Consider the following 19,862-nt stretch of genomic DNA (forward strand, 5'->3'; position numbering starts at 1 on the left):
GCGGTCACGCCGCCGCGGCGGCCGTCGCTCCCGTCGCCGACGGGGCACACCTGCCCGCCCTCGTCATCGGCACCGGGTACGGCGGCTCCGTGGCCGCACTCCGGCTCGCCGAGGCCGGCATCGCCGTGCGGATGGTGGAGATGGGCATGGCCTGGGACACCCCGGGATCCGACGGCAAGATATTCGCCAACACCACCACACCCGACAAGAGATCCTTCTGGCTGAGATCCAGAACGAAGCAGCCCCTGAGCAACTTCCTCGGCTTCCCGATCGACAAGGACATCCCGAAGTACACCGGGATCCTGGACGCCGAGGACTTCGCCGGTATCACCGTGTACCAGGGCCGCGGCGTCGGCGGCGGCCCTGGTACACGGCGGCATGGCGGTGACGCCCAAGCAGGAGAACTTCGCGGCGATCCTGCCGTCCGTGGACCCGGGCGAGATGTACGGCACCTACTACCCCCGCGCCAACGCGGGGCTCGGCGTCACCACCATCGACCCGAACTGGTTCGAGACCGCCGAGTGCTACCAGTACGCGCGCGTCGGCCGCAAGCACGCCCAGCGTTCGGGCTTCCCGTTCGTGTTCGTCCCTGACGTGTACGACTGGGACTACATGAAGCAGGAGGCCGCGGGGACGGTGCCGAAGTCGGCGCTCGCGGGGGAGATCCTCTACGGCAACAACTACGGCAAGAAGTCACTGCAGAAGACCTACCTCGCGCGGGCCACGGCCACCGGCAAGGTCACCATCTCCCCGCTGCACAAGGTGACGTCGGTCGCCCCGGCCGCCGGCGGCGGCTACACCGTGCGCATGGACCAGCTCGACACCAATGGCGCCGTCACCGCCACCAAGGAGGTCACCGCGGACCGGGTCTTCTTCGCCGCGGGCAGCGTCGGCACCAGCAAGCTCCTCACCAGGCTCAAGGCGACCGGCGTCCTTCCCGCGCTCAACGGTGAGATCGGCAAGGGCTGGGGCGACAACGGCAACGTCATGTGCGGGCGCGCCAACCACCTGTGGGACCCGACCGGTTCGCTCCAGGCGTCGATCCCCACCGGCGGTATCGACAACTGGGCCGCGGGCGGTGCCTTCGCCGAAGTGGCGCCGCTGCCGACCGGCATCGAGACGTACGCGTCGTTCTATCTGTCCATCACGAAGAACCCGCACCGGGCCGAGTTCACGTACAACCCGACGTCGGGCGGCGTGGACCTGAACTGGCAGACGGCGTGGAAGCAGTCGGGCATCGACGCGGCCAAGACCATCTTCGACAAGATCAACGCGAAGGAGGGCACGATCTACCGCACCGACCTGTTCGGCACGTACAAGATCTGGGGCGACCACCTCACGTACCACCCGCTGGGTGGTGCCGTGCTGAACAAGGCGACCGACAACTACGGTCGTCTGCACGGTTATTCGGGCCTCTACGTGATCGACGGCGCACTGATCCCGGGCAATACGAGCGTCAACCCGTTCGTGACGATCACGGCGCTCGCCGAGCGCAATATCGCCAAGATCGTCGCCACTGACCTCTGACGGCCACGACCTGCCCAAGTCGCGGCCGCCCGGAGGCGGTTCACGGCTTGGGCAGGGCGCACACCGCGTCAAGGCCAAGCACGTGGTTGAGCCGTCCGAAGGCCAGCCAGGAGCCGATGGCCATGCTCAGCTCGACGATCTCGGCCTGGCTGTAGTGAGCGGTCATCCGCTTCCAGAACTCCTCGTCCAGGCCGCGGTGGTCGACGGCGTAGCGCTCCGCGTACTCGGCCGCGAGCCGGGTCCGCTCGTCGAACGCGTCGGTCTCGCGCCAGCCCTCGACGGCGTCGATGAACGACTCCTCGACCTTCTCGCCGTCCCGCTCGGTGCGCCAGTCCAGGCAGAACAGGCAGCCGTTGAGCTGTGCGATCCGCAGTCGCGCGGCCTCGAACTCCCTCAGCCCCAGGGTCGAGTGGTCGTACACGGCCATGGAGAACTGCGCCGCCGCGGGCCCGATGCCGGGCACCATCTCGCCCCACACGTACGCGATGGGTTCCTGGCCGTCAGGTATGTCGATCCTCATGGCTGCTTCCTTCCGAGCCTGCCGACGGCGGGGGTCACGGGCACGTCGAGTGCGTCGTAGAGTCCGGGCGGCGCGGCGACGAGCCAGTCGATCGCGCCGACGAGGCGCCCGACGGCGGTCGCGTTGCCGCCCGCCGCATGGTTGCCGCCCTCGTCGGTGGCCTGGACGGTGACCTCGATGCGTGGGCTGCCCTCGACGATCACCCGGTGCGCACCGGCCCCGCCGCCGGGCGGCACCGGCCAGTCGGGTGCGCAGGACGGATGGATCCGCGTCACGTGTTCGACGACGATGCGCACCTCGCCGTCCACGACGCCCTGCACCTCGAAGCGGACCGCGCCCTGAGTGCCCGCGGTGAAGTCGCCCATGGTCGCCGTCGTCACGTCGCTGTCCAGGGCCCGGCGCTCCAACGTCTCTCGAATTTCGTCGAGTTCGACCCCGAGCGCCCGTCCCATCAGTCTCAGCTGTCCGCCCCACACCATCGTCGGTATGGATTCCGCCAGCATCAGGGGCTCGTACTCCATGGGGTGTCCCATGCCGACGAGGTGGCGTACCGAGTCCTCCTGGTCGTACGTCGAGTAGTCGAAGATCTCCTGGCAGCGCAGCACGTCGACGCGCGTGCCCAACCCGCTGACCAGCAGGGGCAGTACGTCGTTGGCCCAGCCGGGGTCGACGCCGGACACGAACAGCGAGCCGCCGCCCTCCTCGATGGCCGCGCGCACCGGATCGGTGAAGTCGGGCGGCGCGCCGCGGTGGTCGTAGAGCGGATAGAGGGCCGGGGAGACGACGACGGCACCGGCGCGCAGGGCGCGGCAGATGTCGTCGAGGGCCTCGTCGGGCCGCAGCTCGCCGGAGGCCGCGTAGAAGACGGCGCCGGGTCGGGCTGCGAGCACCGCGTCGACGTCCGTCGTCGCGGTGAGGCCGAGGGCGTGGTCGCAACCGGCCAGGTCGCCCGCGTCGCGGCCGTCCTTGGCGGGGTCGTGCACGAGCACGCCGCAGAGTTCGAGCCCGGGGTGGGCGTCGACGGCTCGGATCGCCGCGCGTCCCACGTTCCCGGTGCCCCAGACCACCGTGGAAGTCATGCGCCGGAGCGTAACCTGACGTGTCGTCAGTTCATAGTCCCAACGCGTGAGTTGCCGCTTCGCCGCGACCAGGTCTTGGTCGGCGTAGTCGCGCCCGAACAGCACGGCGTGCACCAGGGGCGGGAACAACTGGTGCAGCGCGACCCGGACCTGCCGGCCCACCGCGAGCGGCGCCGGTTCGGGTGTTGCTCCGGCTGCCATGGGTGCGAGCGGGCGCCTGACCTGAAAAAGCCAGGTCAGGCGCCGTTTCGCGGCTCTTAGAAGAATCCGAGCTTCTGCGCCGAGTACGAGACGAGAAGGTTCTTCGTCTGCTGGTAGTGGTCCAGCATCATCTTGTGGTTCTCGCGGCCGATGCCCGACTGCTTGTAGCCGCCGAACGCCGCGTGCGCCGGGTACGCGTGGTAGCAGTTGGTCCAGACGCGGCCCGCCTGGATCGAACGGCCCGCCCGGTACGCCGTGTTGATGTCGCGGGTCCACACCCCGGCCCCGAGGCCGTACAGCGTGTCGTTGGCGATCTTGATGGCGTCGTCGTAGTCGGCGAAGGAGGCGACCGAGACGACCGGGCCGAAGATCTCCTCCTGGAAGATCCGCATGCGGTTCTGGCCCTCGAAGATGGTGGGCTGGACGTAGTAACCGCCCGCCAACTCGCCGTCGTACTCGATGCGCTGGCCGCCCGTGAGGACCTTCGCGCCCTCCTGCTGGCCGATGTCCAGGTACGAGAGGATCTTCTGGAGCTGGTCGTTGGAGGCCTGGGCGCCGATCATCGTGTCGGTGTCCAGGGGGTGGCCGGGCTTGATGGCCTCGGTGCGGGCGATGGCCGCCTCGATGAACTCGCTGTAGTGGCCCTGCTGGATGAGCGCGCGGGACGGGCAGGTGCAGACCTCGCCCTGGTTGAGGGCGAACATGGTGAAGCCCTCGAGGGCCTTGTCGCGGAAGTCGTCGTCCTTCGCCCAGACGTCGTCGAAGAAGATGTTCGGGGACTTGCCGCCGAGTTCGAGGGTGACCGGCTTGATGTTCTCCGAGGCGTACTGCATGATCAGGCGCCCCGTCGTGGTCTCGCCCGTGAACGCGACCTTCGCCACGCGGGAGGACGACGCCAGCGGCTTGCCCGCCTCCACGCCGAAGCCGTTGACGATGTTCACCACACCCGGCGGCAGCAGGTCCTTGACCAGGTCAAGCCAGACGTGGATCGACGCCGGGGTCTGCTCGGCGGGCTTGATGATGACCGCGTTGCCGGCCGCGAGGGCCGGGGCCAGCTTCCACGTCGCCATCAGGATGGGGAAGTTCCACGGGATGATCTGTGCGACGACACCGAGCGGCTCGTGGAAGTGGTAGGCGACCGTGTCGTCGTCGATTTCGGAGAGGCTGCCCTCCTGCGCGCGGATCGCGCCCGCGAAGTAGCGGAAGTGGTCGATCGCCAGGGGGATGTCGGCGGCGAGGGTCTCGCGGACCGGCTTGCCGTTCTCCCAGCTCTCCGCGACCGCGAGGAGTTCGAGATTCTGCTCCATGCGGTCGGCGATCTTGAGGAGGATGTCGCCCCGGGCGCCGGGCGCCGTGCGGCCCCAGGAGGGGGCGGCCGCGTGCGCGGCGTCGAGGGCGCGTTCCACGTCCTCGGCCGTGCCGCGGGCGATCTCGGTGAACGGCTGACCGTTGACGGGACTCGGGTTCTCGAAGTACTGACCGCGGGCGGGCGGCGCGTACTCGCCGCCGATGAAGTGGTCGTAGCGGGCCTGGTAGGAGACGACGGAGCCCTGAGTGCCGGGCGCTGCGTAGCGGGTCATGGTGCTGGCCTCCTCTGCGGCTGCCCGCCTTTGGGCAGCGTTCGCAGGGGAGGCTAGAAGTCCGGACGTTGCAGTGACGTTGCGTGCGTGTGGGCGTCCACGGATGGGGGCGCCTGCGGATACGGGTGCCTGCGGACGCGGACGCGGATACGGGTGCCTGCGGATGCGGTGTCCGTCTACGTGGCCGGGGAGCGCAGTTCGTCGTCGAGCGCGGTGAGGCGGGCCAGGACCGGCGGCGTCGGTCGGATCGCCGCGAGTGCGCGCCAGACGCCCAGGTCGTCCTCGCCCCACGGGGCGTGCACCCAGTCGGCGAGCAGGTCGGGGTCGCCGCGGGCGACGAGTGCGGCCCGGAGTTCGTCGGCGAGGCGGTGCCGGATGCGGGCCACGGCGGGCGCCTGCGACGAGGGGAGGAGCGGTCCGCTGTAGGCGGCCGCCGCCGCGGTGACCGCACCCGAGGCCAGGCGGCGCTCGACGGTGCTGAGGTCCGAGTCGACCGGGGGTGACAGCCGGTAGGGGCGCGAGCGCAGCACATCGGGCCCCAGCACCCGGCGCAGCCTGGCCAGTTCGGCCCGCAGCGTCACCGGCGTCACGGACTCGTCCTCGTACAGGAAGCACATCAGCTCGTCGCCGGTCAGGCCCTCCGGGTGCCGGGCGAGGAGGACCAGGAGCTCGCTGTGGCGGCGGCTGAGGCGGAGCTTGTGGCCGTCCGGGGTGAGGAGCAGGGCCTCGTCGCGGCCGAGCACGGTCAGGCGCAGGGCCGGCGCGGCCGCCGGTGGCGGGGCCAGGAGGGCGAGTTGGGACTCCGCCGCGCTCGCCACCGCCTGGACGAACGCCAGGCTGTGCGGGTGCGCGAGGCGGTCGCCGCCCGTGATGTCGATGGCGCCGAGCAGGCGTCCGGTGTGCGGGTCGTGCACGGGAGCCGCCGCACAGGTCCACGGCTGCACCTTGCGGATGAAGTGCTCGGCCGCGAAGACCTGCACCGGGCGGTCGACCGCCACGGCCGTCCCCGGCGCGTTCGTGCCCATCGCCGACTCCGACCAGCGGGCGCCCGGCACGAAGTTCATCCGGTCCGCCGCCTGCCGCGTACGCGTGTGCCCCTCCACCCACAGCAGCCTGCCGTGCGCGTCGCACACCGCGAGCAGATGCTCGCCGTCGGCCGCGAACGTGCCCATCAGCTCGCGGAACAGCGGCATCACGCGGGCCAGCGGATGCTCCGCCCGGTAGCTGCCGAGATCGCCCTCCGGCATCTCCACCGACGCCGAGGCGTCCGGGCTGACGTGCGCGCCGGCCGAGCGGCGCCAGGACGCGGCGACGACGGGCCGAACCGGACGGGCCACGGTGCCCGCCGCGGTGAACCGGTCGTGCGCGCGGCGCAGCGCCCGGACCCGCTCGGACGGATCCATGCCCGGCTCCAGGGCGACCCACTGTTCGGTCAACGCGGCCTCCAGGCGGGATCCTTCGCGACGGTGCGGTGTCGCGACCATCGTCACCCCGGGGGCGCGGACCGACAAGGAGCGGAACACGGATCGGGCGATTCGGCACATGCCGCTCACGGGTGTGGAGGCGGCCGCGCCCGCCGGGATCAGGCAGCGGCGACCAGCCGCATGTACCGGTCCCAGTCCCAGTACGGCCCCGGATCCGTGTGGTCCGCGCCGGGCACCTCCACGTGGCCGATGATCCGCTCGCGGGTCTTCGGGATACCGTAACGGGTACAGATCGACGCGGTCAGCGCCGCCGACTTCCGGTACATCGCGTCGGTGAAGTACTCCGGTTTGTCGACCCACCCTTCGTGTTCGATGCCGATGCTGCGCGTGTTGTAGTCCCAGTTCCCCGCGTGCCAGGCGACGTTCTTCTCCCGCACCATCTGGGCGATGTGCCCGTCGGAGGAGCGCACGACGTAGTGCGCGGAGACCTGCTTGTCCGGGTTCTTGAAGATGCCGAGCGTTGTCGCGTAGTCCTCCTGAGTGACGTGCACGATCACGAACTCGACCGGGTACGACAACGGCCGCCCGGATTGCGTGTAGTTGGACTTGCTCGCCGGTACGGACTCGGCCTTCGGGTAGTCCACCGTCGCCAGTGGCAGGGCGTCGGCCCGGCCCGTGGCCAGTAGTGCGGTGGGCGCCGCGGCGAGTGCGCCGAGTTGGAGCAGCCGGCGGCGGCTCGGGAACGATCCATTTGCTCGGTCCATGTCAATCCTGCCTCTCAGGTCACCGGTGGGGCGGGGCTCAGTGGGGCGGGTGGTACTCAGAGTTCGGGGCGCGGCAGGGCTGCCGCCCAGTCGCGCGCGGGCTCCACCGATACGAAGTGCAGCATCCGCAGATCGCTCATGAGGAGTGCGCTCCGCTCTGTGGGCAGTGGGTGAAGGACGAAGGGAAGCCGGAGGCGACGTCGAGCACCAGCCATATGCCCCCGAAGGAACACGCGTAGACCTGGCCCGGCCCCGATGACGGCCCGATGCGCTCCGTGGCATCCCCGGACGTGACATCCCCGGACATGACATTCGTCGACATGACATCCCCCGACACAGGAATCCCCCTCCCGTGCGCACGCCGCCACCCGTCGGACGGACGGTGGTACGGCGCCTCGCGTGAATCACGGTACGGGGCCCGCAGGTTGGGGCGGAAGAGGGCACGGAAGATCTGTGGACAACCGGTGCATTGTGAACAACCGCACGTCAGAGGTGCGAACCAGTGGCACGTGGGGGAGCGGTGCCCCGGCGGTGGACCCCGCCCCGTTCTCGTGCCGTGGGCCCGCGCTCAGACGGCCACCGCCCCCATCGGGTCGTCCAGCACCGCCCGCACCACCGAATGCGCCGCCCCCAGCAGAGGCCCGTCCGAACCGAGGCCCGAGGCGATGACCCCGTCCTCCGGGGACGCCGTGCGACGGGTCAACTCCCCTTCCAGGGAAGGCAGAAGCCACGGAGCGAGGCGGGACAGCGCGCCGCCGAGGACCACCGCACGCGGATCCACGAGGTTGACCGCGCCGGTCAACGCGATGCCGAGCGCGGTGCCCGCCGAACGCAGCGCCCCGCGCGTCGCGGTGTCACCGCCGGCGGCCCGCTCGGCGAGCAGCGACACCCGGTCGGGGCCCGGCTCGATGCCGGCGGCGCGCAGCACCGCCTCCTCACCCGCGTACTGCTCAAGGCAACCGCGCCCGCCGCACGGGCACGCGGGGCCCTCCGGGCGCACCGGCACATGGCCCAGCTCACCCGCGAACCCCCGTGTCCCACGCAGAAGGTGACCGTCCACGACGAGCGCCGCGCCGATGCCGATCTCCGCCGACACGTGGAGGAAGTCGGCGGGGGAGTCCTCGGCGAGCCACAGTTCGGCGAGGGCGCCGAAGTTCGCCTCGTTCTCGACGGTGACCGGCACGCCGTCCGGGAGCAGGGACGCGACATCCGTGTCGTGCCAGTCGAGGTTGGGGGCGCGCACGACGGTCGTGGTGCCGCGCGCCACCAGGCCCGGCACGGCGATCGCGAGCCCGGCCGGCCGCAGCCCGGCCGTCCGCGCCTCGCCGGTCACCTCCCTTACCAGTTCGGCGAGTTCGTCCAATACGGGCTTCGGTGCGCGCCCCCGGTTGCTCACCCGGCGCCGTGCCCGCGCCCGGACTTCGCCCCGCAGGTCCACCGCGCACACCGCGAGATGGTCGACACCCACCTCCGCGCCAAGACCGGCAGGGCCCTGACCGCTGACGGCGAGCGCGTTGCCGGGCCGCCCGACGCCGCCCGGACGCTGCGGCCCCAGCTCCTCCAGCAGCCCCGCCCGGATCAACTCGTCGACGAGCGTGGACACGGCCGCCCGGGTCAGGCCGATGTGCTGCGCCACCGCGGCCCGCGAGAGCGGCCCCTCGGCGGCGACCGCGTGCATGGCGCGGGACAGGTTGCGGCGACGCATCGCCTGCTGGGTGTCGGACGTGCCCGGTCGTGGCCGGTGCAGTGGTGCGGTCATGCGCTCATGCTCCCAGGGGCGGTGAGGCGGGGGCTTCCGGAGGTGGGCCCACCTGTACGTTGGTGAGCCCGCAGTGTTGACCGGGTGGCCCTCACCCGTCCCCGAGCAGCGGCCCCGCCTGGGCCAGCACGCCCGAAATCCGCTCCAGCGTCGCCTCGTCCCGACGTTCCACCGGATCGAGCAGCGGGCCGCGCGCCGTGTTCCAGCGGCGGGCCACCGCCCCCGGGTCCTCGCCGGTCAGTACGCCCGCGGCCTGCGCCGCCGCTCCCAGGGCCACCAGTTCGCCGGCCTCTGGCACCTGCACCGCCCGACCTGAAAGCCGTCGCACGGTCTCCTGCCAGGCCGTGCCGCGCGCCCCGCCGCCGATGAGGAGCAGGGGAGCCGTGGGGTCGGCGTCCGCGTCGAGCACCTGGTCGAGGGCGCCGAGCAGCGCGTGCACCGCCCCGTCGTACGCCGCTTGCAGCAGCTGGCCGCCGGTGGTGTCGTGCCGCAGACCCGTCAACAGGCCGGAGGCATCCGGGAGGTTGGGCGTCCGCTCGCCGTCCAGGTACGGGAGGATCGTCGCCGTGCCGCCCGCCTCGACCGCCTCCCGGTCGAGGCCGAGCAGCGCCGCGATCCGGTCCACCGCGAGCGTGCAGTTCAGCGTGCAGGCCAGTGGCAACCAGTCCCCGCGCGCGTCCGCGAAACCGGCGACCGTGCCGGAGGGGTCGGTGGGCCGGTTCCGGGACACCGCGTACACCGTGCCCGATGTGCCGAGGCTCAGTACGGGAGTCCCCGGCAGCAGGCCGAGACCGAGCGCGGCGGCGGCATTGTCACCGGTACCGGCCGCCACCAACGTGCCCTCGGCGAAGGGCAGTTCCCCAGCCCTCGCGCGCACCGTGCCCGCGACCTGGCCCGGCGCCACCACCCGCGGCAGCAGCGCCGGGTCGAGCCCCACCCGGCCGAGCACCTCCTCGTCGTACGCCTCGGTCGCCGATGCCCACCACCCCGTACCGGACGCGTCGCCCCGGTCCGTAGTGCCCTCACCCGTCAGCCGGCCGGTGAGGTAGTCGTGCGGCAGCCGGACCGCGGCCGTGGCGCGCGCCGCCTCCGGTTCGTGCTCGGCCAGCCACGCCCACTTCGACACGGTGAAGGAGGCCGCCGGTACGACGCCGAACCGCTCCGCCCACGCTTTCGCCCCGCCCAGCTCGTCCACCAGGCGGCGGGCCTGCGGCGCGGAGCGCACGTCGTTCCACAGCAGCGCGGGCCGCACCGGGCGCCCCCGCGCGTCCAGCGTCACCAGGCCGTGCTGCTGCCCGCCGACCGATACCGCCGAGGCGCGCCGGGCCGCGTCGCCGCACTGGGCCAGTGCCTCGAGCAACGCCCGGTACCACTCCTCGGGGTCGCTCTCGCGGCCCGCGCCGGACGTCACCGTGTGCGGCGCCTGACCGCTCGCCACGGTCGCGCCCGTCGCGACATCGACGACCAGGACCTTCGTGGACTGCGTGGAACTGTCGACTCCTACGACGAGGGGTCCATCGGCAGCTGACATGCGGCTCTCCTGAAATCTCGGGAAATCTGGGCCTGTGAGGCCGTCGGCTCTTCCCAGCGGCGTTCCCGCATACTAATTTGTAAAGCGCCATGACGAAATAGTCGGCGAGGGAACCGCAGGATTCGGCGAGGGAGCCGCAAGATGACGTACCAGCCCACCCCCGAGGACAAGTTCACCTTCGGTCTGTGGACCGTCGGCTGGCAGGGCCGCGACCCGTTCGGCGACGCCACCCGTCCGGCGCTCGACCCGGTCGAGTCCGTGCAGCGCCTGTCCGAACTCGGCGCCCACGGTGTGACCTTCCACGACGACGACCTGATCCCGTTCGGCGCCTCCGAGGCCGAGCGCGAGTCGCACATCAAGCGCTTCCGGCAGGCCCTCGACGCCACCGGCATGGTCGTTCCGATGGCCACCACGAACCTGTTCACGCACCCGGTCTTCAAGGACGGCGGCTTCACCGCCAACGACCGCGACGTGCGCCGCTTCGCCCTGCGCAAGGTCATCCGCAACATCGACCTCGCCGCCGAGCTCGGCGCCAAGACCTACGTCGCGTGGGGCGGCCGTGAGGGCGCCGAGTCCGGCGGCGCCAAGGACGTCCGTGACGCGCTCGACCGCATGAAGGAGGCCTTCGACCTCCTCGGCGAGTACGTGATCCAGCAGGGCTACGACATGAAGTTCGCCATCGAGCCCAAGCCGAACGAGCCGCGCGGCGACATCCTGCTGCCGACCGTCGGCCACGCCCTCGCGTTCATCGAGCGCCTGGAGCGGCCCGAGATGTACGGCGTGAACCCCGAGGTCGGCCACGAGCAGATGGCGGGCCTCAACTTCCCGCACGGCATCGCCCAGGCCCTGTGGGCGGGCAAGCTCTTCCACATCGACCTCAACGGCCAGTCCGGCATCAAGTACGACCAGGACCTGCGCTTCGGCGCCGGCGACCTGCGCGCCGCGTTCTGGCTCGTCGACCTGCTGGAGCAGGCCGGCTACGAGGGCCCGCGGCACTTCGACTTCAAGCCGCCGCGGACCGAGGACTTCGACGGTGTGTGGGCCTCGGCCGCCGGCTGCATGCGCAACTACCTGATCCTCAAGGACCGGGCCGCCGCCTTCCGCGACGACCCGGAGGTCCAGGCGGCCCTGGCCGCTTCCCGCTTGGACGAGCTCGCGAAGCCGACCGCCGCCGACGGCCTGTCCGCGCTGCTCGCCGACCGGAGCGCCTTCGAGGAGTTCGACGTGAACGCCGCCGCCGAGCGCGGCATGGCGTTCGAGCGCCTCGACCAGCTGGCGATGGACCACCTGCTGGGCGTGCACGCCTGATGTCGGCCTCGTAGGAGAGACCGGACCGACCGGACGTGCCGCGTCCGGTCGGTCAACTCCGCCGAGGGGCTCGCGCGTTGGGCCCGAGGGGGCAATTCTGGAGGGGTGTCCTTACCTCCGATGCCGCCGCAACCGCCCCCGCCGCCGAACGACGCTCCACCGCCCGGCGGCTTCGGTGCGCCGCCGCCCGACGGGCCGCGGCGCACCGACCGGCGTATGTTCCTGGTGATCGCGACGCTCGTCGCCCTCGTGGTGATCGTGGGTGCCGTCGTCCTCGTGACCACCCGCGACAGCTCGCCCGGCGGCGACGAGAAGTCGCCGGACAAGAGCAGCGAACAGGCCACGCGCTCATCGTCGCCCCGCATCCCGACCAAGCTGCCGTCCTCGCTGCCCAGCAACCTGCCGAGCGAACTCCCCAGTGGGCTGCCGAGCGAACTGCCCTCGGAGCTCCCCAGCGAGCTGCCCAGCGGGCTGGGCGGCTGAGCCCACCGCGGAGGCACGCGCCTACAGGGCGCCCTTCGGCAGCTTCACGTGCGTCACCTTCGTCTCGACGCCGCTGTCCACGAGTCGGCCGTCCGCGTCGAACGCGCCCGCGCCGTCGGTCATTCCGAAGTCGTTGTCGTTGATCAGGGCGAGGGTGTCGCGGCCCGCGAGCGCGATGCCCTCGATCTTGTCGGGGACGTCGTCGACCTTGTTCAGGTCCACCACGAGGCGCTTGTCGAGGACCGGGACGCCCTGCGCCGCAGGGTCCTTCAGCTGCTCCAGGGACGGGAAGGTCGCGTCGTCGTCCCAGCGTCCGCCCAGGATGTCCGACCCGCGCGTGAGCCGCACCTCCTGGAGGCGGGCCGCCTTGTCGGTGCGCTCCTCGACGAGCAGCCGGTCTCCGCCGACCGCGACGACGGACGAGATCTTCAGCTCGGAAGGGTCGTCCTCGCCGGGGTCCACCACGTCCACCGGGTCGAAGCGGTACGCGTACTCCGCCGTGACCGCCTGGCTCTTCGGAGAGAAGCGCAGCAGGCGCGTCGTCCGCGAGGCCTCGCCCGCGTCCTCGTCCGGCAGCGACAGCGGGCTCTGCACGGCCAGCACCAGGTCCCCGCCCGGCAGTTGGGCGAGCCCCTCGAAGCCCCGGTTGACCTTGCGGTGCAGCAGCACGGACGGCAGCGACTCCACGACCGGGTAGTCGGCGCCCTTCAGGTTCAGCCCCTTCGGCACGTGCCGGGCGAGGACTTGGCCGTCCGCGGAGACGTGCACGAGCGAGGGGCCGTACTCGTCGACGAGCCAGAAGCTGCCGTCCGCCGCGCGCACGATGCCCTCGGTGTCGAGACCGTTCGGGTTGTACGAGAGGGCGGTCCCGGCGTCGTACGAGTACGGCTTCTCGTCGCGGGCCTCCTGGTTCGACAGGCCGGTGACGGGCTTGCCGGACTTGGTGGTGAGCGGGATCGCGTCGAGGACCTTCACCTGCTTCCCGGTGACGCGGATCCTCACGATCGCCGGGTCGAAGCCGGGCACGGGGAACGTGCGCCGCTTCGTCCCGTCGACCTTGATCTGGCCGTTGGGGCCGCGGTCGGTCACCGTCCAGAACTCGCCTTTGCGGCCCACCGGGTAGAGGTCCGAGCCGATGCCGCCGAGGTCCACGCCCCGGTCGTTGTCGACCGTGCCGGGCAGCAGGGCGTTGCTGAAACCGCCCAGCGGCAGGTCGCCGAGCGCCGCGCTCCCGGTGACCTCGGCCGCACCCGACCCGGTGGGCGCGCCCGTCGCGACCGGCGCCATACCGAGCGCCACGAGTGCGGCGAGCGGCACACCCGCGGCGACGGAACGGCCGAGGACGCGGCGCTTACCGGGGACGAGCGGGGACATGGGGCCTCCTGAGGCACGGATGACGTGTACAGCGCACACGCTCGGCCCCCGTCCCGAACACGGAGTGACGCCACGGTGAACGGGGCGGCTCAGGAAGGCGACTTGATCTCCACCGGGAAGGTCAGCCGCATCGACAGCCACGCGTACACCGGGCCGAGGGCGTTCATGGCGACCACGCACACCCAGGCCGCCCACGGGTTGCCCGCCTCGAAGCCGAACCCGCCGAAGAACGTCGCGAAGTAGCTGGCGAAGCCGAAGAACATGCCGGGAATGAGGGAGAAGAACCGGACCCGGCCGGTGTACATCAGCGCGCTGTTCAGGACGAGGATGCACAGCGCCCCGAACGTGTTTCGGGCCAGCTGGCTCTCGCCGAAGGCCGTGCCCGCATGGGTCTCCAGGAGCACGATGAGCAGCGCGTACGTGGAGCCCACCGGCATCGCGCACCACAGCTTGCGTGCGCCGGCGAGACTCGGGCCGCCCATCAGGAACATGCCCGCCCACGAAATGAAGATCGCCCAAGGCGGCAGATGCAGCGCCGTCCCGCCCACGAACGCGGTCGTCGCGGCGAGCACCGACGCCACGATCTCGTGCGGAATCCGCTCCCGCGTCACGGGTGTCACCGGAGCGGCCGTGCTCGTCCCTGTCGTCGCCTCGGCCATGTCAGACCACCCCGCCCGCGACGAGGGAACCGTCGAGGTCCGCGGAGGCCGTCGAACGGGCCACCACCCGCCCCGACTTGACCACCGCGGTGCGCGCGGGCCGGTCCAGGAGCAGAGTGTCGTAATCGCGGGTGTCCAGGACGACCAGGTCGGCCACCGCGCCCTCGCGCACCCCGTAGTCCGCTTCCGGAATGCCGAGCACGCGCGCGGCGTCGTACGTCACCATGCGCAGCACCCGGCGCAGGTCCGCGGGGCCCGACAGATGCGCGATCCGGGCGAGCAACAGCGCGGTCTCCAGGACGTCGCCGGTGCCGTACGGGGTGAACGCGTTGCGGATGTTGTTGGTGGCGCAGGCGGTGAGGACGCCGGCGTCCCAGAGTTCACGCACGGGAGCCAGGCCCCGGCGCGGCGCCGTGTCGTCGCCGCGACCGCCCAGGAAGAGATCCGTGGCGGGCAGCGGAACGACCGCGACCCCGGCGGCCGCGAGCGCGGCGAGGACCGCGCGCCGCTCGGCCGGCGGGCGCCCGGCGAGCGAAGTGGCGTGGCCGAGAGTGACCCGCCCCTGGAGCCCGCGTTCGGCGGTGCGGGCGGCGATGAACTCGGCGAGGGCGAAACGGGCGTCGCCGTGGTCGTCGCCGAAGTCCGCGTGCAGATCGGCCGGGACGCCGTACTCGGCGGCGAGGTCGAGGACCAGCTCCACGTGCCGGTGGCAGTCGGCGAGGGACGCCTCGTTGTAGGTGCAGCCGCCGACGGCATCGGCGCCCGAGTCGAGCGCCTCACGGAGCAGCTTCTCCGTGCCGGGTGCCTGGAGGATGCCCTCCTGGGGGAACGCGACGACCTGGAGGGAGACCAGGGCCGCCCACTTCTCGCGCAGTTCCAGCAGGACGTTGAGCCCGGTCAGGCCCGCCACCGGGTCGACGTCGGGGTGGGCGCGGATCGCGGTGGTGCCGTTCAGGACGCACATCCGGAGCACCTGCTCGGCACGCGCGCGTACCTCGTCGTACGTGAATCCCGCCTTGAGCTGAGCGGTGATCCTGATGGCGTCCGCCAGCGAACCGGTGCCCTCCGGGGTCAGCCCGTCGAGCAGTGCCTTGTCCGGGTGCAGATGTGCCTCGATCAGGCCGGGCACGACGACGCGGCCCGCGCAGTCGAGGACTTCGGCGCCGATGTCCTGCGGCGGAGCGAGTGCGGGGCCGATGGCCTCGATCCGTCCGCCGCGGATGCGGATGTCGGTCGGGTCGAGCGAGTCCTCCACACGCGCGTGGCGCAACAGCAGAGCGGTCACGATGGTTCTCCTTCGGTCGAGAGATGCGTGACGGGCAAGTGCGGGTGCGGGTGCGGGTGCGGTGCGTGCGGGCGCGACCTGGGGTGGATCGGGGGTGGATCTGGATCGGTGGTTACGTCTCGGCGGGGAAGTCCGCCTTGCGGATCAGGCAGTGGACGCCCTTGACCTGGTCGACCACCTGCGAGACCTCGAAGTCGGCGGCCGCGCTGAGATACGCGTACGCGGTGGCCCGGTCCATGCCGGTGCGCGCCGTGAGGAAGCCGAGCGCGGAGCGCACGCACTGACGCATCGCCTCGTCGAGGTCGGCATCGAGTCCGAGCGCGATCCAGTGCGTACGGGTCTCGGCGAACGGCTCAGCGAGCAGCCCGGTCACCCGGCGTGCCGCCGCACCGCGCACCACGGACAGCTGGAACGTCGCGCGCAGCGGCGCCTCCAGCGCGGTGAGCGCCACCTCCCCGTTGCCCTGCGCGAAGTGCGGGTCGCCGGCGTAGAAGCCCGCGCCGTCGGTACGTATGGGCAGGTACAGGTTCGAGCCGCAGGTCAGGTGCTTGATGTCGAGGTTGCCGCCGAAGGGGCCAGGGGGCACCGAACTGAGCGTGTCCGCGCTGTCGTCCGTCACGCCCATGATCCCGACGAACGGGCCGAGCGGGAACCGCGCGCTCAGCGTCGGCGTGCAGCGCAGCACGCCGAACTCGGCGCCGTCGCCGTCGCGCTCGACGGTGCAGAACGAGGAGACCGTGCCCTGCGCGGCGCGCTTGGTGTCCGGGCTCGTGAACTCGGCGTCCCGGGCCGGGAGTTCGCCGGGCAGCGAGCCGCGGGTGTGCCGGTTGGAGACGATGCCGTAGTGGGTACGCCGGTGCAGGCTCAGGGTGCGAACGCACAGCAGGTCACCGGGGCGTGCGCCGCGCACCGTGACGGGGCCGGTGACGATGTGCGGGCCGATCAGGCTCTCCGGCCCGCGCCCGAGGTCGGACGCCGCGATCTCCTGTGCGTCGCGCGGCACTTGGTGGGCCGGCACTCCGTAACCGCCGAAGAACTCCACCGGGTCGCGGCCCTGGTCCGGCAGGATCCCCTCGTGGGAGACGAGGTCGAGCGTGACCGTGTCACCGTCGTCGACCTTCAGCACCGGGGCGCTGTCCGCGCGGGGGAGCACGCCCCAGCGGGCGGTGTCGGGCGTGGTGGCGAGGTGGTGGCGGCCGTCGACGGGCGTGGCATCGGGGGAGGGGGCGGCGGAGGTCAGCGTCATATGGGGGTCCTTCGGCCGTGAGGGGGCGGTGAGCGGGGTGCGGGGGAGTCGGCGGCACCGACGATCTTGCTGTCGTCGTGTTACGGCTCCGAAGCCGTCGTGTTGCCATTGCCGCTGCTGGCGGCCTTGCTGTCGCGGTCGCGGTCGCGGTCGCTGTCGTGGTCGCCGTTGACCGACCGGGTGGCCCCGGCCGTCGGGACGATGCGCGTGCCCGTCGTGCCGTGCAGCGCCTCGCTCAGCGCGCCCGGCGACGTGATCAGCACACGGTGGCCGCCGGACGCGAGGAAGTCCAGGGCCGAGCGCACCTTCGGCCCCATGCTTCCCTCGGGGAACTGCCCCGCCGCCAGGTGCTCGCGGGCCTGCGCCGCGTCCATGCGGTCGAGGTCGCGGTGGCGCGGGGTGCCCCAGTCGAGGGCGATCCGCTCCACTCCGGTCGTCACGATCAGCTCGTCCGCGCCGAGCGCGGAGGCGAGCAGCGCGGAGGTCGCGTCCTTGTCGACGACCGCCTCGACGCCGCACAGCGCCCCGTCGGGGCCGCGCGTGACGGGGATGCCGCCGCCCCCGCCCGCCACCACGACGTGGCCGGCGTCCAACAGGGCGGCGACGGCGTCGAGTTCGACGACGGCCTGTGGCGCCGGTGAGGGCACCACGCGACGCCACCCGCGCCCCGCGTCGTCGGCGACGGCCCACCCGTACCGGGCGGCGAGCCGCTCCGCCTCCGCGCGCTCGTAGTGGGTGCCGATGGGCTTGGTGGGCCGGGCGAACGCCGGGTCGTCCGGGTCGACGACGGTGTGCGTGAGCAGCGCGACGGGCAGCGACCCCGCCGGCAGGGCGTCCGAGAGACCGCGTACGAGGATGTAGCCGATGCTGCCCTGCGAATCGGCGACGCACATGTCGAGGTCGAGCAGCGGGAGTTCGGGGGCCAGCTCGGCCGCGAGGTCGGCGCGCCGTTTGATGAAGCCGACCTGTGGGCCGTTGCCGTGCGTGACGACCACACGGTGCCCCGCACGGACGAGCTCGGCCACCGGACGCCCCAACTGGCGGGCGGCGGCGAACTGTTCCGCGATCGTGGCACGCGGGCCGCCGCTGAGGAGTGCGTTGCCGCCGATGGCGAGGACGGTGACAGGGGCGGCAGGGTGCGTCACGACCGGCGTCCGCACGGGGGAAGCGGCTGGTGGGGGCGCGATTCCTGGAGGCATGTCAGGACGATAGGAACGCCGGGCGCGGCGGTCATGGGCAGCCGGTGCCAGCGTGTGCGCAGGGGTGTTGACGCTCGCTGACAGTGCTTCAGGGGCGAGCGGATGGGGGTGGACCGTGGCGCCGTCACCGCATCGAAGAATCGTATACAACCTCGTGTCACGAGCGTTTACAGCCCCCGTGAGGGCGCCCATAGTGAGCTGCGTGACCCCTGTTCCGCGCACTGTGACGGCACCTCGCCCCGCCGGCGCCACGGCCCTGACCGTGGCCCAGGCGCTGGAGCTGCCCGCGCTCGCGGGCGCCCGCCTGGCGGCCGGGGAGGCGGGCGCGCGCCGCGGCATCAGGGTCGCCAACATCATGGAAGTGCCGGACATCATCCGCTGGATGCGCGGCGGAGAGTTCCTCCTCACCACCGCCTACGCCGTGCGCGACGACGAGCAGGCGCTCACCGGTCTCGTGCCCGAGCTCGCCGACCGCGGACTCGCGGCCCTCGGCGTGAAGGTCGGCCCCTACCTGCCGCGGCTGCCCGCCCCGATGCTGCGCCGCGCCGACGAACTGGGCTTCCCCATCGTCGAATTGCCCGGCGACGTCATGCTCAACGACATCCTCTCCGAGGTCATCGGCACCGTACTCAACCGGCAGGCGCTGAGCCTGGAGCGCTCGCAGGCGCTGCGCGACCGGCTCTCGCAGGCCGTCCTCGGGGGCGGCTCCTACGGCGAACTCGTCGTCCTGCTGGCGGCGGAGACCGGCTGCCCCGCCGCGATCCGCGGCCCGGACGGCGCCCTCCTCGCCGCCGCGGGTGACGTGCCCGAGGGCACCCCCGCGTCCGTGACCCGGCCGATCGCCGTCGGGCACCGCAGCGCCGGCGAGGTCGCCCTGTGGGCCGGGCCGGGCTGCACGCTCGACGAGGAGTGGGGCACCGCCGCCGATCATGTGGCCAGCCTCGCCGGGATGCTCGCCGTGCAGGAACGCGTACTGGCCGAGCGCGAACGCCGGTACCGCACCCTGCTGTTGACCGAACTCGTCTCCCATCCGCCGCGCGACCGCGTGGAGTCGGCGCGCCGTGCCGCGGCGCTCGGCTGGGACCTGGAGCGGCCGCGCGCCGCCGTGGTCGTCGAGGCCGCGGCGCCCCCGGACGGCGGCGGCGCCCGCCTCACCGAGGAACGCCTGCTCGCCGCCGCCCGCACCGCACTGGGCGCCCACACACCCGCCTGGGGCACCCCCGGAGGCCTCACCGCCCTCGTGGCACCCGACGGCGCCGAACTCCGCCGCCGCTGCGAGGCGTTGTGCCGCGCGGTCGCCGCCGCCTGCCCGGGGCGCACCGTGGCCGTCGCGGCGGGCACGATCCGCGCCGACTTCACCGAACTCCACCTCAGCCACAGCGAGGCACTCAGCGCGCTCGCACTCGGCCGTGAACTGGAGGGCCCCGCCCGCTCGTTCGTCCGGCTCCACGAGGAGAGCGGCGTGTACCGGCTGCTCGACCAGCTGCCCGCGGGCGAACTCCACGCACTGGTCGACGACGCCCTCGGCCCCCTGCTGAGCTACGACACCGGGCACGACGGCAGCCTCGTGCACAGCCTCACCGTGTATCTGCGGCACGACCGCAACGGCGTCGAGGCGGCGGAGGAACTCCACATCCACTACAACACGCTGCGCTACCGCCTCAAGCAGATCGAACGGCTCACCGGTGCACCCGACAAGGACCCGATGCGCCGCCTCCAGACGGAACTGGCCGTCCACGCCCACCGGTTGCTCAGCGCACGCGCTCGCTGACTGTGGCCGGGACCGCTCCGGCGGTCGTGGCGGCGTCGGTGAGCGGCGGGGCATGGCTGCGGGTGTCCCGCACATGCTGGTGCGCGGCCGGCGGGCCGGTCACTGTCAGCCGGTGCCGGTGATCCACACCCGCGCGCTGGCACCGCTCGCCG

The 19,862-nt window shown here is 72.1% G+C and carries 16 protein-coding genes and 1 pseudogene; 4 read left to right on the plus strand and 13 right to left on the minus strand.

Going from position 1 to position 19,862, the window contains the following annotated elements; all coding sequences use genetic code 11:
* Positions 1-4 precede the first annotated feature (4 nt).
* On the minus strand, positions 5-148 hold the full coding sequence (locus tag ACIRHA_RS08185; RefSeq protein ID WP_403842231.1) for a hypothetical protein: 144 nt from the start codon (positions 146-148) through the stop codon (positions 5-7).
* On the opposite strand from ACIRHA_RS08185, the pseudogene ACIRHA_RS08190 reads away from it, so the two are divergent.
* Positions 90-1,527 (plus strand): annotated as a pseudogene (locus tag ACIRHA_RS08190) (GMC oxidoreductase). The gene ACIRHA_RS08185 and the pseudogene ACIRHA_RS08190 sit on opposite strands and share 59 nt — an antisense overlap.
* Positions 1,528-1,567: 40 nt before the next feature.
* Here the strand turns inward: ACIRHA_RS08190 and ACIRHA_RS08195 are convergent.
* The 7 genes from ACIRHA_RS08195 to xylB all read right to left on the minus strand — a co-directional run bounded on the left by ACIRHA_RS08195 (position 1,568) and on the right by xylB (position 10,385).
* On the minus strand, positions 1,568-2,047 hold the full coding sequence (locus ACIRHA_RS08195) for a carboxymuconolactone decarboxylase family protein (protein WP_403841342.1): 480 nt from the start codon (positions 2,045-2,047) through the stop codon (positions 1,568-1,570).
* Positions 2,044-3,126, minus strand: coding sequence for a dihydrodipicolinate reductase (locus ACIRHA_RS08200; RefSeq protein WP_403842196.1), 1,083 nt, complete (start codon positions 3,124-3,126; stop codon positions 2,044-2,046). The genes ACIRHA_RS08195 and ACIRHA_RS08200 overlap by 4 nt, the downstream gene beginning before the upstream one ends.
* A 257-nt stretch (positions 3,127-3,383) precedes the next feature.
* Positions 3,384-4,907, minus strand: a complete 1,524-nt coding sequence (locus ACIRHA_RS08205) for an aldehyde dehydrogenase family protein (RefSeq protein ID WP_403841344.1) — start codon at positions 4,905-4,907, stop codon at positions 3,384-3,386.
* Positions 4,908-5,083: 176 nt separating this feature from the next.
* Complete coding sequence (locus ACIRHA_RS08210) at positions 5,084-6,343, minus strand: GAF domain-containing protein (protein ID WP_403841347.1); 1,260 nt, start codon at positions 6,341-6,343, stop codon at positions 5,084-5,086.
* A gap of 146 nt (positions 6,344-6,489) precedes the next feature.
* A complete protein-coding gene (locus ACIRHA_RS08215) occupies positions 6,490-7,095 on the minus strand; it encodes an N-acetylmuramoyl-L-alanine amidase (protein WP_403841349.1) in 606 nt (201 codons plus the stop codon).
* 568 nt (positions 7,096-7,663) lie between these two features.
* The gene (locus ACIRHA_RS08220) at positions 7,664-8,854 is read right to left on the minus strand and encodes an ROK family protein (protein ID WP_403841352.1); all 1,191 of its coding nucleotides are present in this window, start codon (positions 8,852-8,854) and stop codon (positions 7,664-7,666) included.
* A 91-nt stretch (positions 8,855-8,945) separates the two neighbouring features.
* Complete coding sequence (xylB, locus tag ACIRHA_RS08225; RefSeq protein ID WP_403841354.1) at positions 8,946-10,385, minus strand: xylulokinase; 1,440 nt, start codon at positions 10,383-10,385, stop codon at positions 8,946-8,948.
* A gap of 141 nt (positions 10,386-10,526) precedes the next feature.
* Here xylB and xylA point away from each other — a divergent pair, with 141 nt between their 5' ends.
* Together xylA and ACIRHA_RS08235 are read left to right on the plus strand one after the other, a co-directional pair.
* A complete protein-coding gene (gene xylA, locus ACIRHA_RS08230; RefSeq protein WP_403841356.1) occupies positions 10,527-11,693 on the plus strand; it encodes a xylose isomerase in 1,167 nt (388 codons plus the stop codon).
* 120 nt (positions 11,694-11,813) lie between these two features.
* Entirely contained in the window at positions 11,814-12,176 is a 363-nt protein-coding gene (locus ACIRHA_RS08235) for a hypothetical protein (RefSeq protein ID WP_403841359.1), read from the plus strand.
* A 21-nt stretch (positions 12,177-12,197) separates the two neighbouring features.
* Here ACIRHA_RS08235 and ACIRHA_RS08240 read toward each other — a convergent pair whose 3' ends face one another.
* The 5 genes from ACIRHA_RS08240 to ACIRHA_RS08260 form a co-directional block, all read right to left on the minus strand.
* Complete coding sequence (locus tag ACIRHA_RS08240; RefSeq protein WP_403841361.1) at positions 12,198-13,550, minus strand: esterase-like activity of phytase family protein; 1,353 nt, start codon at positions 13,548-13,550, stop codon at positions 12,198-12,200.
* An 89-nt stretch (positions 13,551-13,639) separates the two neighbouring features.
* The gene (locus ACIRHA_RS08245; protein WP_403841364.1) at positions 13,640-14,209 is read right to left on the minus strand and encodes a DUF1097 domain-containing protein; all 570 of its coding nucleotides are present in this window, start codon (positions 14,207-14,209) and stop codon (positions 13,640-13,642) included.
* Between the two features lies 1 nt (position 14,210).
* On the minus strand, positions 14,211-15,494 hold the full coding sequence (locus tag ACIRHA_RS08250; RefSeq protein WP_403841366.1) for an amidohydrolase family protein: 1,284 nt from the start codon (positions 15,492-15,494) through the stop codon (positions 14,211-14,213).
* A gap of 112 nt (positions 15,495-15,606) precedes the next feature.
* Complete coding sequence (locus ACIRHA_RS08255; protein WP_403841369.1) at positions 15,607-16,740, minus strand: acetamidase/formamidase family protein; 1,134 nt, start codon at positions 16,738-16,740, stop codon at positions 15,607-15,609.
* An 80-nt stretch (positions 16,741-16,820) separates the two neighbouring features.
* Positions 16,821-17,939 (minus strand): carbamate kinase, encoded by a 1,119-nt coding sequence (locus ACIRHA_RS08260; RefSeq protein WP_403841371.1) that lies wholly within the window; start codon positions 17,937-17,939, stop codon positions 16,821-16,823.
* A 202-nt stretch (positions 17,940-18,141) separates the two neighbouring features.
* Here ACIRHA_RS08260 and ACIRHA_RS08265 point away from each other — a divergent pair, with 202 nt between their 5' ends.
* Positions 18,142-19,710, plus strand: coding sequence for a PucR family transcriptional regulator (locus tag ACIRHA_RS08265; RefSeq protein ID WP_403841374.1), 1,569 nt, complete (start codon positions 18,142-18,144; stop codon positions 19,708-19,710).
* Positions 19,711-19,862: the final 152 nt, after the last annotated feature.

Origin of the sequence: Streptomyces sp. NPDC102360, from assembly GCF_044766085.1 — a bacterium.
Lineage (GTDB): Bacteria > Actinomycetota > Actinomycetes > Streptomycetales > Streptomycetaceae > Streptomyces.

Bases quoted from the DNA above. Each gene is read 5' to 3' on its own strand.
- ACIRHA_RS08185 (WP_403842231.1), bottom strand. From the start codon at position 148: ATGCCCATCTCCACCATCCGCACGGCGATGCCGGCCTCGGCGAGCCGG.
- ACIRHA_RS08195 (WP_403841342.1), bottom strand. From the start codon at position 2,047: ATGAGGATCGACATACCTGACGGCCAGGAACCCATCGCGTACGTGTGG.
- ACIRHA_RS08200 (WP_403842196.1), bottom strand. From the start codon at position 3,126: ATGACTTCCACGGTGGTCTGGGGCACCGGGAACGTGGGACGCGCGGCG.
- ACIRHA_RS08205 (WP_403841344.1), bottom strand. From the start codon at position 4,907: ATGACCCGCTACGCAGCGCCCGGCACTCAGGGCTCCGTCGTCTCCTAC.
- ACIRHA_RS08215 (WP_403841349.1), bottom strand. From the start codon at position 7,095: ATGGACCGAGCAAATGGATCGTTCCCGAGCCGCCGCCGGCTGCTCCAA.
- ACIRHA_RS08220 (WP_403841352.1), bottom strand. From the start codon at position 8,854: ATGACCGCACCACTGCACCGGCCACGACCGGGCACGTCCGACACCCAG.
- xylB (WP_403841354.1), bottom strand. From the start codon at position 10,385: ATGTCAGCTGCCGATGGACCCCTCGTCGTAGGAGTCGACAGTTCCACG.
- xylA (WP_403841356.1), top strand. From the start codon at position 10,527: ATGACGTACCAGCCCACCCCCGAGGACAAGTTCACCTTCGGTCTGTGG.
- ACIRHA_RS08235 (WP_403841359.1), top strand. From the start codon at position 11,814: ATGCCGCCGCAACCGCCCCCGCCGCCGAACGACGCTCCACCGCCCGGC.
- ACIRHA_RS08240 (WP_403841361.1), bottom strand. From the start codon at position 13,550: ATGTCCCCGCTCGTCCCCGGTAAGCGCCGCGTCCTCGGCCGTTCCGTC.
- ACIRHA_RS08245 (WP_403841364.1), bottom strand. From the start codon at position 14,209: ATGGCCGAGGCGACGACAGGGACGAGCACGGCCGCTCCGGTGACACCC.
- ACIRHA_RS08255 (WP_403841369.1), bottom strand. From the start codon at position 16,740: ATGACGCTGACCTCCGCCGCCCCCTCCCCCGATGCCACGCCCGTCGAC.
- ACIRHA_RS08260 (WP_403841371.1), bottom strand. From the start codon at position 17,939: ATGCCTCCAGGAATCGCGCCCCCACCAGCCGCTTCCCCCGTGCGGACG.